Source organism: Rhizorhabdus sp. P4_G6, from assembly GCF_056401045.1.
In genome coordinates, this window is record NZ_JBFUKC010000014.1 from 15,057 (window position 1) to 29,241 (window position 14,185).

The following is a 14,185-nucleotide window of genomic DNA, read 5'->3' on the forward strand; positions in this document are numbered from 1 at the left end:
CGACGTTCGACTGAGGTCGTGCGCGGCGGGGGCGTTCTCCATCACCACCGCGCAGGACCCCATTGGCTTGATCCATGGGAGGAAAATCCATGCGGACGTTCAATACCTGCCTCATCGCGGCACTGGCGCTTCTGCCCGCCGCCGCCCATGCCGAAGACAGCGCCGACAGCGCCGACACCATCGTGGTGACGGCCGCGCGCTACGACCAGAAAATCTCCGAAGTCGGCAAGTCGATCAGCGTGATCGGCCTGCCTGAGATCGAGCAGCGCCAGACGCTGTCCGTGGCCGAGCTGCTGCGCACGATGCCCGGCGTGACCATCCAGAGCAACGGCGGCGACGGCGCCTTCACCAGCATCTTCATCCGCGGCGCGGCGAGCGAGCAGACGGTGGCGCTGGTCGACGGCGTCAAGATCAACGATCCGGCATCGCCGGGCGGCGGGTTCAACTTCGCCGACCTGCTGACCGACAATCTCGAGCGCATCGAAGTGCTGCGCGGTCCGCAATCGGTGCTGTGGGGGAGCCGCGCGATCGGCGGCGTCGTCAACATCATCACGCGGGAGCCGACCGACGCGCTCAGCTTTCGCGCGACCGCCGATTATGGCCGCTATGATCATGGCCATGTCAGCGGTGCGGTTGCCGGCAAGGCGGGCCCGGTCGGCTTCAGCGCCGGCGCAGGCTATCTGACGACCGATGGGATTTCGGTGGCCGACAGCGGCACCGAGCGCGACGGTTATCACCTGTTCGGCGCAAACCTGAAGACCGTCACGAAGATCAGCGACGCCGTGTCGATCGACCTGCGCGGCTATTATACCAAGAGCAAGGTCGACCTCGACGGCCTCCTGCCCGATTTCAGCTTCGGCGATACGGCGGAATATCAACGCCAGCAGCAAGCGGTAGGTTATGCCGGGCTCAACACAGCGCTTTTCGACGGGCGGCTGAAAAACCGCCTCGCCGCTGCCTATACGCTGGTCGACAGAGCCACCTATGATCTCGCGGCGACACGTCCGAAGAACTTCGATGCGCGGGGTCGCAACCTGCGCTTCGAATATCAAGGCGTTGCTGATCTCGGCATTGCCGAGGCGACTTTCGGCGCCGAGCATGAACAGGAGCGCTTCCGCACTATTAGTGACTATTCGTTCCAGCCAGCGCCCATGCGTGCGGTCGCGAAGGCCAATACTGACAGCGTTTATCTCGACCTCCATGCCCGACCAGTCAAAGGTCTCAATCTCGGCGCAGGTGTCCGGTACGACGATCACAGCGGTTTCGGCCATGCCACCACGATGAGCGCCGACATCGCCTACAGTCCCAATAGCGGCCGGACCACGATCCGGGCCAGCTATGGCGAAGGCTTCAAGGCCCCATCGCTCTATCAACTCTACGGCGACTATGGCTTCCTTGATCTCCAGCCGGAAAAGGCCAAGGGCTGGGACGCCGGAATCAGCCAGTCGCTGATCGGCGACAGCCTGGCGGTCAGCGCGACCTGGTTCAACCGTCGGGTCACGAGCCAGATCGACTTCGATCTCGGCACCTTCACCTATGCCAATATCGCGCGCGCGCATGCCGAGGGCGTCGAGCTGGAACTGCGGATCGCACCGGCCACCAATTTTCTGGTGACCGCCAATTACAGCTTCACCAATGCCCGCAACCGGGAACGCAGCGATCCCAATTTCGGCAAGCAGCTGGCGCGCCGGCCGCGGCAGAGCGTCAATGTCGCCGCCGACTATGACTGGTCGTTCGGGCTGAAGACGGGAGCGACGATCACCCATGTCGCCAAGAGCTTCGACAATGCCGCGAACACGCGCAGGCTCGGCGACTATGTGCTGGTCGACGTGCGCGCCACCATGCCGATCACAGAGGCGGTCGAGCTGTTCGCGCGGGTCGAAAACCTGTTCGACGAACAGTATGAAACGGCCACCGGCTATGGCCAGCGCGGGCGCGCCGCTTATGGCGGAGTACGGCTCCGCTACTGACAGGATGACAGGGCCGGCAGCGGGGGATGCTGCCGGTCCTGTCAGCCACGTCGAGCGGATATGATGTCACGGGGCTGCTCCGAATGGGGGGGAGGAACAGCCTGGCCGCAGATGCCGACGCAGCATCCGTAGCATAGGAGTTGGCAGCAGGCGCTCGCATTGCGTGGATCTACTATCCGGGAAAGCCCCTACCCGGTATCGATCCGCCCTGGACTCGATCCCGTTCGAATTGAACCGGATCGAGTCCATTTCTCCTTGTGCTGCCGTGATTTCCGGGTCGTCAGGTGATTCCATCCGGCTCGAATCACTCTAGAATCCGTTTGCCGTCACTCAGGCTGCGGCCGTCTCGGGCCAGGCGGCGATCGCCGCCGTCCGCATCGCGGCGAGAATCGACGGCGCATCGAGTGCCGCCAGCGCCCGGGCGCGGTGTATTTGGACGGCGCGCGGGTCCAGGTTCATGGCGCGCGCCATTTCCTGGTTGGTCTCGCCTGCGATCAGCCCCGCCAATATCTCCGCCTCGACAGCGCTGAGGCTGGCGATCCGCGCTTTCGCTTCAGCCACCAGGTCCGACGGCTCGACCCCGCGTTCGAGCAGGTGGAAGCCACGGGCGAGGGCATCGAGCAACGGCCGCATTTCGTGCGGCTTGTGCAGGAAATCGACGGCGCTCGCCCGGAACGCCTCGACCGCGGCACCAAGATCGCCGCAGCCGCTCACGACGATCATGCGAAACCGGTCGACGCGTTGGGACAGCGCCTGCATCGCCGCGTCGGCGCTGACACCGTCCAGCTGCAGGTCGAGCACAACACAGCCTGGCTGCAGCGTGTCCAGCGCCTCGATGAAGGCATGGCCACTGCGATATTCGCGGCATTCATATCCGCCATGCGCCTGGATCAGGCTGACGACGGACGCCCTGACCACCGCCTCATCGTCGAGGACGTAGACAATCCGGTGTGCCGTCACGGCGTATCCGCGGTCATTCGTGCCCGATCCTCGATTAAAACCCCTGTCTTTCTAGAGAGTTACCTTGAAATATCGAGAGCGCAACAACAAAATCGGAAAAAGATCATATCCCTGCCGAAACTTTCTTCTTTTCGTTGTTCGGCCCCATGAGGAGGGAAAGCTTTTCCTGAACGAAGGCCAGTTGGAGGACGGTATCTCCGATAGCGTTGCAAGTAGATGATCGTCCGCCAACGCGACCTATGTCCATCATAACTGTTTTGATTGTTATATTGGATGCCATCGGCATCAAACAGAGAAATTATATTATAATCATTGCCCATATAAGCCGGATATCTACGGCATTTGCGGGTCTTTTCCTTGCAGTGTGAGATCGGCCGCCCCGGGCTCTTGCTGCGAGCGCGACATCGCCCCACCCGCGCGCTCGCCAATGCTCAGGAGCTTTTCCTGTGGCCCGGCCGTCATGGAAACGCGCCGTTAACGGGTTTTCGCGTAGCTCTGCTTATGGGCTGCGATGCCTGGCAACGGGAAGACGCACGTGTGCAAGACGATATTGACGGTGGACGACTCCCCCAGCATCCGGATGCTGTTGCGTTTCGCCTTGACCGGACAGGGCTATGCCGTCGCCGAAGCCGAGGATGGGAGGGCCGCGCTCGAATGGCTCGCCGCCAATGCACGGCCCGACCTGATGATCACCGATATCAACATGCCGCGCATGGACGGCTTCGATCTGGTCGAGACGGTTCGCAGCCAGGGGCCCCACAGCGACATGCCCATCCTCGTGCTCACCACCGAGAACTCGGCGGAGAAGATGGCGCGCGCCACCCATGCGGGGGTCGAGGGCTGGATCGTCAAGCCCTTCGATCCGGCACAGCTCGTCTCGGCGATCCGCGAGGCAACGCATTGACGCGGCGCAGCCCGACCGCCACCGGCACGCCGCTGGATCATCGCCGCCGCATTGCCGACACCCTCTGACGGAGGAACCGCTCGATGACCTCGATCAGTCAGGACGCCTTGCTTGCGATGCTCGCCGAAGAACTCGAGACGGCACGCGAGCAGCTGGAGGCGCTCGGCGTCGCGCTCATCTGCGATAGCGACGTTACGGCGCGCCACATCACCCATCTCCAGGCGCTCGACCATGTCGGCCAGCGCTGCGCCTCGATCGCGGCGATCCTGCGCGCCGAAGACCGGCACGCCGCCACCCACGCCGCACCGCTCGACAGCATCGCCGCGCGCCTCGCCGTGCTGGTCGCCGCCGCATAAAGCGTTTTCCAGTCAGGTGGAATCACCTGACGACCTGGAAATCGCGGCCGGCGCCCTCGAACAGTGCAATCAGCTGCGGTGCGATCCTGGCGATGTCGTGCCGCGCTTCGACGCGCCTGCGCCCCTCCCGGCCCATGTCCGCCAGCGCGGCGGGGCTGGCGTCCATCGCCGACCGGATCGCCGCCACAAGCCCCTTGGCGTCGCCCGGCGCAACCAGCCAGCCGCATCGCGCGTCGACCAGCTCGGGGATGGCGGCGATGCTGGTCGTGATCACCGGGCGGCCCATCGCGAACGCCTCCATGATCGCGATCGGCAAGCCTTCGGCGTGGCTGGGCAGCAGCAGCGCCCTGGCCTCGCCGATCCGGCGGAGCACCTCGGCATTGCTGCGCCAGCCGAGCAGCGCGATTCGGCCGCGGGTGCCGGTGCTCGCGATCTGGTTCTCCACCGCGGCCCGGCTTTCGCCATCGCCGATCAGCATCACCGACAGGCCAGGATGATCCTCCGCCACCGCCGCGACCGCCGCGGGAATTTCGACCTGCCCCTTTTGCGGACAGAGCCGACCGACGCTGAGAAGCTGATCGCTGATCGACGGCGGGCCGGGCGTCACGGGATAGTCCAGCAGGTCGAGGCCGCAGGCTATCACGCTGATGCGGCTCCATAACCGCTCGGGCAGTTCGCGGCGCAGCCGGTCGCGGCAATAGCCGCTGATCGCGACCACGGCGGCGGCATGCTCGACCTTCTTGGTGAGGCTGTTGGCGGCGAAATTCTCGAGTTCGTCCGGGCCGTGGACCGTGAAGCTGTAGCCCGGCCCGCCGAGCAGGCGGCACAACATCGCCACGGCCGCGGCGTTGGTCGAGAAATGGGCGTGGAGATGATCGATGCCGAGAGCGGCGCAGCGCCGCGTCAGCCGGATCGCCTGCGCGAGATAGGCGGCATGACGGACGAAGCCGCCACCCGCCGCGCGGCGCATCGCGCCGGCCGCTCGAAACGCCTTCCCGAAAGCGCGCGGATGGACGGCGGCGTAGCAGGCCATGCCGGCGACCAGCCGCACCGCCTTGCCGGTCAGCAGATATTCGGTGCGGCCGCGCTCCTCGATGTCGTGCGGATCGACCAGCTGTTCGGACCAGGCGCGCACCGCGAAGCGCTTGACCGGCACCCCTGCCCTCTCGATCGCGGCGATCTCGCGCCGGATGAAGGTCGTGCTGGTCATCGGATAGCTGTTGAGGAGATAGGCGAGCTTCATTCGCGCCGCGCCTGCTCGATCAGGCGCACGACCGCGAGCATGCGCTCATGGGTGACGACCGGGCTCTCCACGGCGCCCGCGCGGACCAGCGCCGAGAAATGCTCGACCAAATGCATATGGATCGCGCCCGCATGGGGAAGCCAGCCACCGCCGAAGCGGCCGGCGATGTCGCAGAGCCGCCCGACCGCCGGATTCTGCCGAAACCGGCGCCAGCGGCGGGACGGTGCCGGTCGCCGCATCGGCAGGACGTTGAAGCGTTGCGCGCTCAGCAGTGGCGGCGCTACTTCGACCGCACCGGCATCACCGGCGATCCACAGGCTGTTGTCGAGCAGCATGCCGAACGAAATGGCAAGATCCGACCGGCTGCCACTGGCATGGTGCAAGGCGAAGCGCGCGGCGACGTCGACGCCCTGGGCATCGCGCTCGACGGTCGCCTCGCCGCGCTCGACCGGCCCCAGCGCGATCAGCGCCAGCAACAGCGGATAGACCGCGCGATCGGCCAGGACGCCGCCATCGCCCTCGAACAGGCGCGGGTGGGACGCCCTCGAAATCGGGTAGCCGAAGCTGGCTTCGAGTTTGCGAAGCCTGCCCAGCCGCCCCGACCGGGCGACCTCCAGCGCCGCAGCGACCGCCGGCAGGAAGGGCGTCGGGACCGCCTCCATATAGAGGAGGCCCTTTTGCCGCGACAACGCCACGACCTGCTCGGCCTCGCCGACGCTCATGGCGAAGGGCTTCTCGCACAGCACTGCCTTGCCGGCTTCGAGCGCCGCGATCGACCGGGCCGCATGATCGCGGTTGCGCCCGGCTATATAGACGGCGTCGGCCGCATCTTCGCCGGCATCGCCGATCAACCCCCGCATCGTCGCCGCCATCCGGCCGCGGCCCTGCACGGCAAAGCGCACCGGCGGCATCAGCCTCCCCAGTCCATCGGCGCCATCGGTGCGAAGCCGGTGCGCATCTCCTGCTCGCCGCCCGCCTGCATCGCGAGCGAAACCTCGGTCAGGTGAAGCGCGAAATCCCCAGCCAGCCGGGGCGTGGCCCCTTGTGCGATCGCGCGCGCCATCTCGGCCACGCCGAGCGCGAAGTTCATCGAGGCCGCGCCGCGCCGCCCGACCATCGGGTGACCCGAACCGGACGGTCGAACCCGGGTCGCGAATGGGCTGTTGATCAGCCGCCGCCGGATCACATGGCGCCGGCGCACCCGCACCGCCGCGCCATTGGCCCAGGCTTCGTCGATCTCGAGCACGCCATCGTCGCCGAAGATGCGCAGCCGGTGATCATGGCGGGCGACGATCGAGCAGGTCAACCGCGCCACCATGTCATCGAAGAACAGGCTGGCCGAGCTATAATCCGGCGTGTGGTGCCCTGCCCCCGTCTGTGCCGTGTCGAGCACCCGCGCCGATCCGGCGACCAGCCGGCGCACCGGGCCGAACATCGCCATCAGCCAGCCGAGATAATAACCGGCATGTTCGAGCGTGCAGCCGGTGGCGAACTCGTCCGCGGCCGGCCAGGGCGCGCCGCTGGCCGAGCGCCAGCTGCGATAGGGCGACGCCGGCAGGAAATCATCGTCGAGCTCGGCATAGGCGAGCCTCGGCTTCCCGATCCGTCCCGCCCGCAGCGCGCCCCAAGCGGTCTGCGCGGCCTGGCCGAGCAGGCTGCACGGCGCCGAGGCGAGATGCAGGCCCCGCGCCGCCGCTCGCGCGACCAGGTCCTCCGCTTCGGCCATCGACAGGGCGAGCGGCTTTTCACACCAGACATGGATGCCGGCGTCGAGCGCGGCAGCCGTCACGATCGCATGCGCGTGCGGATTGGTGAGGTTGAGCAGGATATCGGGCCGGCGCGCCGCCAGCGCCTCGAAGCTCGCGGCCGCAGGAAGCTTCCACCGCCCTGCAAAGGCTGAAAGCCGCTGCGGATCGATGTCCCACGCGCCGACGATCTCGAGCCCGGGAAAGCTGCGCAGCGACGGCATGTAGAGATCGGCGACATAGCCCGTCCCGACAATCGCGATTCGCGCCGCTCCGCGATGGTCCCCCCCTGCCATATTCACGGAGTCTAGGGTCATGGCGCCGTCACCGCAATGCCTGGTGCCGCGCGATCGAGCGGCGAATCGCGCCCCAAAAACGGTTACGATGCCGTAAACTAGGTGCCGTGACGGCACGTTGGGACCGCTGCGGCGAAAAAGAGGCATATCAGTGCGGTAGTACCGGATTTTACACAGTCGAGGTTTGGCGATATGAACGACGCCATGGAATCGGATCGCATCCAGAAACTCACCGAGGCGCAGCGCACCTGCCTGCGCATGGTATTGATGCATCTTTCGTCCAAGGATATCGCCCGGGAACTGGGGATTTCCCCCCATACGGTCGACCAGCGGCTGCGCATGGCGATCCAGGCCTTGGGGGTCGCAAACCGCTTCGAAGCGGCACGAATCCTCGCGAAATACGAGAGCCCGACTCCATATCAATCAGCCATATATCAATCGCCGCATGTTGCTCCGGCGCCAGTCCCTGCCACTGTCGGGTTGTCCGACATTCAGGGGGTTCGGCAGGGTGACACCGGCTTTCAAGGCACTGCGGTACGGGAGGAACAAATCGCGTTCCGAACCCCCGCCTTCGCCAGCGGCGGCTTCGTCAATCTGCCTTTCCCAACGCCGGGAAGGGAGCGCAATGACCTAAATATCGTGCAGCGGCTGGGCTGGATCGTTTCGATCGCTATAGCCTCGGCCCTGGCCTTCGGCGGCCTTCTCGCCGGTATCGATGCGCTGAGGCGGCTCTTTCTAGCCTAAGGCGCTCATCTAGTTTTCACAGCATCGTCCAGCAGGGACGCGCTGGCCCCAAGGGTGGCCGCGCGAAGGGAGACTCACATGTTCAATCGCATGACCATCATGAAGCGTCGCGAAGTTGCGCAGGATGTAGCCGATCGCCTGATGGCGGCTGAACACGCCATCGATATCGCCATCGCCCGCACCGCCGATCTGACCGGCTTCCTCCCCACCGCACGCGTCGAAGCCGAGCTGCCCTGCGAAACCGGCCAGGAAGCCCTTGAATATGCCGCCGAGAGCTTCTCGGCGCTGGTTCGGGCCCGGGCGCAGATGATCGCCAGCCACCGCGAACTTGCCGTCACCAAGGACCAGATCGGCCTGCGGACGGTTTCGCTCGGCGGCCTCGTCCCCAAGCCACCGGCACAGGCGCAGGTTACCCACCTCACCGAGGTGGCGAGCGTCGCGGCCTGACGTTCGTCGAATAGGCAGGGCGGTCGTTCACCTAATGCTTGATCGGAGCACCAGTTCATGATCCGGTCCCGGCATGCCTCCCTTCCTATATCAGCTGATCTATCTGCTCGCGCTCGTCTCGGTCTCTTCCTACGCGGGATGGATCGGAGGCTGGCCCGAGCGGGCAGGCGCCGCGATCATGGTGGCAGGATCGATCCTGTCGCTGGTCATGGCATCCCACCAGGAATGGCAGTCGCCCGAGCTCGGCATCTTCATCATAGATCTCCTGGTGCTCGCGGCGTTCGTCAACCTGACACTCTATAGTGATCGATATTGGCCGATATGGGTAACATCCTTCCATTTGATCGCAGTGACCATCCATGTGGCAAGCCTCGCAGATCCTTCGGTGGCGTCGCTGGCCTACGCGAGCGCGCAGGAATTCTGGGCCTATCCGATGCTCGCGGGCATAGCGATCGGTACGTCGAATCACCGGCGGCGCCAGGCTTCCCTTCCAACCAGGGGCAATGCCGCGCGATATTAGAAGACCTGCTGCAACCGCTCGGCGTGCCCCACATGGGCGCCATCGTCGACGAGTTGCTCGACGAGTTCGGCAGCATGCCGGCGATCCTCGCCGCCGAGCAGGGCGCCCTGCACGCCTGCCTGCCGGAAGACCCCCAGGTGGTGAGCTTCCTGCTGGCCGTACGGGTGGCGATGCTGCATTCGCTGCGGACCGAGCTCGGCCAGAGCCCGATCCTCTCCACCTCGGAAGCGCTCACCAATTATCTGTTCGCGAGCATGGCCTATAACAACATCGAGCATCTGCGGGTGCTGTTCCTGAACTCGACCAACCGCCTGTTGCGCGACGAGGTCATGGCGCGCGGTACGGTGAACCAGGCGCCGCTCTACCCACGGGAGATATTGAAGCGCTCGCTGGAGATCGGGGCAACGGCGCTGATCATCGTCCACAATCATCCGTCGGGCGATCCGACACCCTGCCAGGCCGACGTCAAGGCGACGGCACATCTCGTCGCAGCAGCGCGCCCGCTGGAGATCGCCGTCCATGACCACCTCATCGTCGCGCGCACCGGCTGGCGCAGCCTGCGTGCGGAAGGATTGATCTAGGGCATGTCCCAGTCGGAGAAGAAGAGTAGCAGCGTGATGGAGACCAGCATGATCCGGGACTTCGCAAGACGCGTGATCGACGATTTCGGCGACCAGACCGACAGCTATGTCGCCAGCCGCATCGGCGTCCTGATCCGCGATGGCGACAGCTACGGCGTCGGCCTGTGGAAAGCGGTGGCCTCGGAAATCGAGCGACTCCGCTTGCCGCGCGAGCATATCCCCCGCAGCCGCCACTGAAGGCGGCGCGGGCACCGTCATAGCGGAATCGGCGCAAGCCGGAACAAGTACCCGGTCGGCTGTCCTCCCCCCGATCCAGCCGGCCGGGGACACACAGGGAGGAGACTTCCAGCCCCCCGCCAAGGGGCGGCGGATCGACAAGGGGCGTTGTGGTCCGCCGCCCGACCTGGAGGGTGACACCGGCTTTGCGGAGCGATGCTGCCGCCGGGCCCGTGAAATTCTTGATATAGCCGCTTGATATCTGTTCAGGCGAGGCTGTCGAACTGCGCGAAATATTGGCGGAGCAAGTCGGCGGTGAAGCGCTGGCAGGACTGCTCCGAGATATACTCCCTCGCAAAGGCGTTTGCATTGGCAACGATCGTGGCATCCCGGGCCGCCGTGTCCTCCCCGCGTCCGAGGATCGCCACCACGTCATCGTCGCGCCGCACCGGCAGATAGTGGTGCCAAGCCTCGAGCCCGTGGAAATAGAATAGCTGCCAGGGCGAGTTATATTTGACGAGCAGCGAGTGGCTGCGCAGCGCCAGCGCGACGCGCGAGCAGTTGGCGCCGTTGCCGTCGATGGACAGCAGATATTTGTAGCAAAACTGCTCGGCCCAGGTTCGGCGGCGGCCACCAACGTCCAGCGCCGCGACCAACGCTTCCGTTTCGGGGGAGTCGCACTGGACGATCACCGGCAACTCGAAAGTTATGCCGGGCTTATCCTTGAAATATACTGCGGCCCGCAGCCTCGGATGCTCCAGCGTGTGGACGGTGGCGGCGGAAATGATCCCGCCAGTGGTCGATCCGACGAAGATCGCCTCGTCCTTCTTGTCTGCAAAGGCAACCCCGTCCTCAAAACACTCATCCGCCAGGAAGCCCATCGCGAGCAAATCTACGTCCGGCAGCAGCATCGTGTCAGCGCCGCGCTGCTTCTGATATTCGAACACGGGAACGTCATAACGAGAATGGCCGCGGTCGTGCACGCCGATCAGAAAACTTCCCCGCGCGTCGACCGCGAAATCGCGGATCGTGCGCTCGAAAAAGGCCCGATAAAGCTCCGCGCGCTGCAGATGGAGCGGATCCGCGCCGGGCTTGGCTTCGAAAGCGACCTGTCTATCTGCGGCATGGAACAGGAAGATCGACGGCGAGGCTGCTGCAATACTGCGCTGGCGCCGCGCCAAGCCATCCAGCCGCACGCCCCGCCAAGGCGCGAACTCAAGCGCCGCCCAATGGAGGATTTGGTCCTCCATGCGCCTGCTCAGCCCTCGTCCCCCATCCTGAGCGCGGCGATGAAGGCCTCCTGCGGGATGCTGACGCTGCCATATTCGCGCATCCGCTTCTTGCCCTCCTTCTGCTTGTCGAGCAGCTTGCGCTTGCGGCTGGCATCGCCGCCATAGCATTTGGCGGTCACATCCTTGCGCATCGCCGCGATCGTCTCGCGGGCGATCACCTTGCCGCCGATCGCGGCCTGAACCGGGATCTTGAACAGGTGGCGCGGGATCAGGTCCTTCAGCCGCTCGCACATACCGCGGCCGCGCGATTCGGCAGTGCCGCGATGGACGATCATGCTCAGCGCGTCGACCGGTTCGCTGTTGACCATGATCGTCATCTTGACGAGGTCGCCCTCGCGATAGCCGATCTGGTGATAGTCGAAGCTCGCATAGCCGCGGCTGATCGACTTGAGCCGGTCGTAGAAGTCGAACACCACCTCGTTCAGCGGCAGCTCGTAGGTGATCTGCGCGCGGCCGCCGACATAGGTAAGGTTCTTCTGGATGCCGCGCCGGTCCTGGCACAGCTTCAGCAGCGAACCGAGATATTCGTCGGGCACATAGATCGTCGCTTCGATCCACGGCTCCTCGATAGCAGCGATCTGCATGATGTCAGGCATGTCGGCGGGGTTGTGCAGCTCGATCTCGCCTTTGCCGTGCGCGAGCTTGATCCGGTACACCACCGATGGCGCTGTGGTGATCAGGTCGAGGTCATATTCGCGGGTCAGCCGCTCCTGGATGATCTCGAGGTGGAGCAGCCCCAGGAAACCGCAGCGGAAGCCGAAGCCCAGCGCCGCCGAGGATTCGGCCTCGAAGCTGAACGACGCGTCGTTGAGCCGCAGCTTGTAGAGGCTGTCGCGCAATTTCTCGAAATCGGCGGCGTCGACCGGGAACAGGCCGCAGAACACCACCGGCTGGACTTCCTTGAAGCCGGGCAGCGCCTCGGCGGTCGGCTTCTTGGCGTCGGTGATCGTGTCGCCGACCCGGGTCTGGCTGACCTCCTTGATCTGCGCGGTGATGATGCCGATCTCGCCTGCCGCTAGTTCGCTGAGCTGCTCCAGCTTGGGACGCATGCACGCGACCCGGTCGACGAGGTGCAGCGTGCCATGCTGCATGAACTTGATCTGCTGGCCCTTCCTGAGCACGCCTTCGACGACGCGCACCAGGATGACCACTCCCAGATAGGGATCGTACCAGCTGTCGACCAGCATCGCCTTCAGCGGCGCCTCGCGGTCGCCCTTGGGCGGCGGGATGCGGGTGACGATCGCCTCGAGCACCTCGACGATGCCGATGCCGGACTTGGCGCTGGCGAGCACCGCATCGTCGGCGGGCAGGCCGATGATGTCCTCGATCTCCTTCTTCACCTTGTCGGGTTCGGCGGCGGGCAGGTCGATCTTGTTGATCACCGGCACGATCTCATGATCATGCTCGATCGACTGATAGACATTGGCAAGCGTCTGCGCCTCGACGCCCTGCGCGGCGTCGACCACCAGGAGCGCGCCCTCGCAGGCGGCCAGGCTGCGCGACACTTCATAGGCGAAGTCGACATGGCCGGGCGTGTCCATCAGGTTCAGGACATAGGTCTTGCCGTCCTTCGCGGTGTAATCGAGGCGCACGGTCTGCGCCTTGATGGTGATCCCGCGCTCCTTCTCGATGTCCATATTGTCGAGCACCTGTGCCGACATCTCGCGCTCGGTGAGCCCGCCGGTCTGCTGGATCAGGCGGTCGGCCAGGGTCGACTTGCCATGGTCGATATGGGCGATGATCGAAAAATTGCGGATGCGGTCGATCGGAACGGTCACGAAAATCTCAATCACGAAGAGAGGAAGCCGCGCGCGCCATAGCAACGCATCGCGCGCGACGCAAAAGCCCATCGCCCGTCGCTGTCCCGCAGTGCGTTATATCATAGCCAAGGCGGGGCGTTTCGATAATCTCGGCCGTGGCCGGAATGCGATTCGGGGGAACGAAGAGCCTATGCTCCGGCCTGGAGAAGAACGGGGGTTCATGATCATGAAGAACGTCATATTGGCGCCGATGGCGGCCGCGCTTTCTGCCACGTCCGCGCTTGCGGCCGACGCGCCGGTGACGCTGGCGAAATGCGATGCCGCGATCGGCAGCATCGCGGTCGTCGATGGCGACACCCAGGGCTGGACCAAATATGGGCTGAACAGCCCGCGCGACCTGATCGCGGCGATGGCGGTGCAGAGCGGCTGCTTCACGCTGCAGGCGAACGGCAGCGGCGCGCCCGCCGATTTCCTCGTCAACGCCATCGCCGGCGACAAGGAGGAGGTCGACAAGGGCATCGGGCTCGCCCAGACCGCGCTGACCGAGGGCCTGGTCCGCTCGGGCGCCGCCGGCCGGATGATGGGCGGCATCCCCTTTGGAGGCCAGGCGCTCGGCATGCTGGGCGGCTTCGGCGGCAAGAAGAAGACGGTGGCCGCCGGCCTGCGCGTGATCAACCCGGCGACCGGCCAGACGATCGTCAACGGATCGGGTGAGCAGAGCAAGACCCAGGTCTCGATCGGCGGTCTCGGTGGCTTCGGCGGCAATCCCTATGCCGACGCCGCCCGCGCGAACATCATTGCCCGCGGCTATGGCGATTATGTCGGCAGCGGCTACGCCACCTCGAAGGACGGGCAGATGCTGGCGAGCGCCTTCGTGGTCGCGTTCAACGCCGTCGTCGCACAGCGGGCGGCGCTGGTCAGCGTGAAGCCCGCCGGCGCCATGCCGGTATCGACGACTCCGGCCTACACCACCGCGGTCGACACGAAGCTCTACGCCCAGCCCGCGATCGGCCAGGCGGTGCGGGCTCTGCGCAGCGGCACGGTGCTGAAGCCGACGGGTGTTCGCCAAGGCCTGTTCGTCGAGGTGAACGATGCCTATGGCAGCAAGGGCTGGGTATCGGTCGAAGATCTGCGATGAAGCCGCGCCGGAG

General features: G+C 65.3%; 15 protein-coding genes. 9 read left to right on the forward strand and 6 right to left on the reverse strand.

The features are described from left to right. Positions 1-89 precede the first annotated feature (89 nt). Positions 90-1,970, forward strand: coding sequence for a TonB-dependent receptor plug domain-containing protein (locus tag AC1DPF_RS14180; RefSeq protein ID WP_477962018.1), 1,881 nt, complete (start codon positions 90-92; stop codon positions 1,968-1,970). A 330-nt stretch (positions 1,971-2,300) separates the two neighbouring features. Here the strand turns inward: AC1DPF_RS14180 and AC1DPF_RS14185 are convergent, their stop codons facing one another. Next, positions 2,301-2,930, reverse strand: a complete 630-nt coding sequence (locus tag AC1DPF_RS14185; RefSeq protein ID WP_477871470.1) for a response regulator transcription factor — start codon at positions 2,928-2,930, stop codon at positions 2,301-2,303. Positions 2,931-3,465: 535 nt separating this feature from the next. Between AC1DPF_RS14185 and AC1DPF_RS14190 the strand changes: the two genes are divergently transcribed. Both AC1DPF_RS14190 and AC1DPF_RS14195 read left to right on the forward strand, forming a co-directional pair. Then, on the forward strand, positions 3,466-3,834 hold the full coding sequence (locus AC1DPF_RS14190) for a response regulator (RefSeq protein WP_477871472.1): 369 nt from the start codon (positions 3,466-3,468) through the stop codon (positions 3,832-3,834). An 83-nt stretch (positions 3,835-3,917) separates the two neighbouring features. Beyond that, positions 3,918-4,190: a hypothetical protein gene (locus tag AC1DPF_RS14195; protein WP_477871474.1), complete on the forward strand. Its 273-nt coding sequence runs from the start codon at positions 3,918-3,920 to the stop codon at positions 4,188-4,190. A 22-nt stretch (positions 4,191-4,212) separates the two neighbouring features. Here the strand turns inward: AC1DPF_RS14195 and AC1DPF_RS14200 are convergent, their stop codons facing one another. Genes AC1DPF_RS14200 through AC1DPF_RS14210 form a run of 3 tightly spaced genes read right to left on the reverse strand, consistent with a single transcriptional unit; the run spans position 4,213 to position 7,495 of the window. Beyond that, the gene (locus tag AC1DPF_RS14200) at positions 4,213-5,433 is read right to left on the reverse strand and encodes a glycosyltransferase family 4 protein (protein WP_477871476.1); all 1,221 of its coding nucleotides are present in this window, start codon (positions 5,431-5,433) and stop codon (positions 4,213-4,215) included. Continuing rightward, positions 5,430-6,344, reverse strand: a complete 915-nt coding sequence (locus AC1DPF_RS14205) for a Gfo/Idh/MocA family protein (protein WP_477871478.1) — start codon at positions 6,342-6,344, stop codon at positions 5,430-5,432. The genes AC1DPF_RS14200 and AC1DPF_RS14205 overlap by 4 nt, the downstream gene beginning before the upstream one ends. Then, the gene (locus tag AC1DPF_RS14210; protein ID WP_477871480.1) at positions 6,344-7,495 is read right to left on the reverse strand and encodes a Gfo/Idh/MocA family protein; all 1,152 of its coding nucleotides are present in this window, start codon (positions 7,493-7,495) and stop codon (positions 6,344-6,346) included. The genes AC1DPF_RS14205 and AC1DPF_RS14210 overlap by 1 nt, the downstream gene beginning before the upstream one ends. Positions 7,496-7,666: 171 nt before the next feature. Between AC1DPF_RS14210 and AC1DPF_RS14215 the strand changes: the two genes are divergently transcribed. The 5 genes from AC1DPF_RS14215 to AC1DPF_RS14235 all read left to right on the forward strand — a co-directional run bounded on the left by AC1DPF_RS14215 (position 7,667) and on the right by AC1DPF_RS14235 (position 10,003). After that, positions 7,667-8,218, forward strand: a complete 552-nt coding sequence (locus AC1DPF_RS14215; protein WP_477871482.1) for a helix-turn-helix domain-containing protein — start codon at positions 7,667-7,669, stop codon at positions 8,216-8,218. Between the two features lie 78 nt (positions 8,219-8,296). After that, on the forward strand, positions 8,297-8,665 hold the full coding sequence (locus tag AC1DPF_RS14220) for a hypothetical protein (protein ID WP_477871484.1): 369 nt from the start codon (positions 8,297-8,299) through the stop codon (positions 8,663-8,665). A gap of 73 nt (positions 8,666-8,738) precedes the next feature. Beyond that, positions 8,739-9,185, forward strand: a complete 447-nt coding sequence (locus AC1DPF_RS14225) for a hypothetical protein (protein WP_477871486.1) — start codon at positions 8,739-8,741, stop codon at positions 9,183-9,185. 32 nt (positions 9,186-9,217) lie between these two features. Further along, positions 9,218-9,766, forward strand: a complete 549-nt coding sequence (locus tag AC1DPF_RS14230; protein WP_477871488.1) for a JAB domain-containing protein — start codon at positions 9,218-9,220, stop codon at positions 9,764-9,766. Between the two features lie 3 nt (positions 9,767-9,769). Continuing rightward, complete coding sequence (locus AC1DPF_RS14235) at positions 9,770-10,003, forward strand: DUF6961 family protein (RefSeq protein ID WP_477871490.1); 234 nt, start codon at positions 9,770-9,772, stop codon at positions 10,001-10,003. A gap of 245 nt (positions 10,004-10,248) precedes the next feature. Here AC1DPF_RS14235 and AC1DPF_RS14240 read toward each other — a convergent pair whose 3' ends face one another. Further along, positions 10,249-11,232: a glycosyl transferase family 90 gene (locus AC1DPF_RS14240; RefSeq protein WP_477962020.1), complete on the reverse strand. Its 984-nt coding sequence runs from the start codon at positions 11,230-11,232 to the stop codon at positions 10,249-10,251. An 8-nt stretch (positions 11,233-11,240) separates the two neighbouring features. After that, positions 11,241-13,052, reverse strand: coding sequence for a translation elongation factor 4 (lepA, locus tag AC1DPF_RS14245; RefSeq protein WP_477871494.1), 1,812 nt, complete (start codon positions 13,050-13,052; stop codon positions 11,241-11,243). 202 nt (positions 13,053-13,254) lie between these two features. On the opposite strand from lepA, the gene AC1DPF_RS14250 reads away from it, so the two are divergent. Continuing rightward, positions 13,255-14,172 (forward strand): SH3 domain-containing protein, encoded by a 918-nt coding sequence (locus AC1DPF_RS14250; protein ID WP_477962022.1) that lies wholly within the window; start codon positions 13,255-13,257, stop codon positions 14,170-14,172. Positions 14,173-14,185 lie beyond the last annotated feature (13 nt).

Bases quoted from the DNA above. Each gene is read 5' to 3' on its own strand.
- AC1DPF_RS14195 (WP_477871474.1), top strand. From the start codon at position 3,918: ATGACCTCGATCAGTCAGGACGCCTTGCTTGCGATGCTCGCCGAAGAA.
- AC1DPF_RS14200 (WP_477871476.1), bottom strand. From the start codon at position 5,433: ATGAAGCTCGCCTATCTCCTCAACAGCTATCCGATGACCAGCACGACC.
- AC1DPF_RS14235 (WP_477871490.1), top strand. From the start codon at position 9,770: ATGTCCCAGTCGGAGAAGAAGAGTAGCAGCGTGATGGAGACCAGCATG.
- AC1DPF_RS14205 (WP_477871478.1), bottom strand. From the start codon at position 6,344: ATGCCGCCGGTGCGCTTTGCCGTGCAGGGCCGCGGCCGGATGGCGGCG.
- AC1DPF_RS14225 (WP_477871486.1), top strand. From the start codon at position 8,739: ATGCCTCCCTTCCTATATCAGCTGATCTATCTGCTCGCGCTCGTCTCG.
- AC1DPF_RS14180 (WP_477962018.1), top strand. From the start codon at position 90: ATGCGGACGTTCAATACCTGCCTCATCGCGGCACTGGCGCTTCTGCCC.
- AC1DPF_RS14210 (WP_477871480.1), bottom strand. From the start codon at position 7,495: ATGACCCTAGACTCCGTGAATATGGCAGGGGGGGACCATCGCGGAGCG.
- AC1DPF_RS14250 (WP_477962022.1), top strand. From the start codon at position 13,255: ATGATCATGAAGAACGTCATATTGGCGCCGATGGCGGCCGCGCTTTCT.
- AC1DPF_RS14240 (WP_477962020.1), bottom strand. From the start codon at position 11,232: ATGGAGGACCAAATCCTCCATTGGGCGGCGCTTGAGTTCGCGCCTTGG.
- AC1DPF_RS14220 (WP_477871484.1), top strand. From the start codon at position 8,297: ATGTTCAATCGCATGACCATCATGAAGCGTCGCGAAGTTGCGCAGGAT.
- AC1DPF_RS14230 (WP_477871488.1), top strand. From the start codon at position 9,218: ATGGGCGCCATCGTCGACGAGTTGCTCGACGAGTTCGGCAGCATGCCG.
- AC1DPF_RS14215 (WP_477871482.1), top strand. From the start codon at position 7,667: ATGAACGACGCCATGGAATCGGATCGCATCCAGAAACTCACCGAGGCG.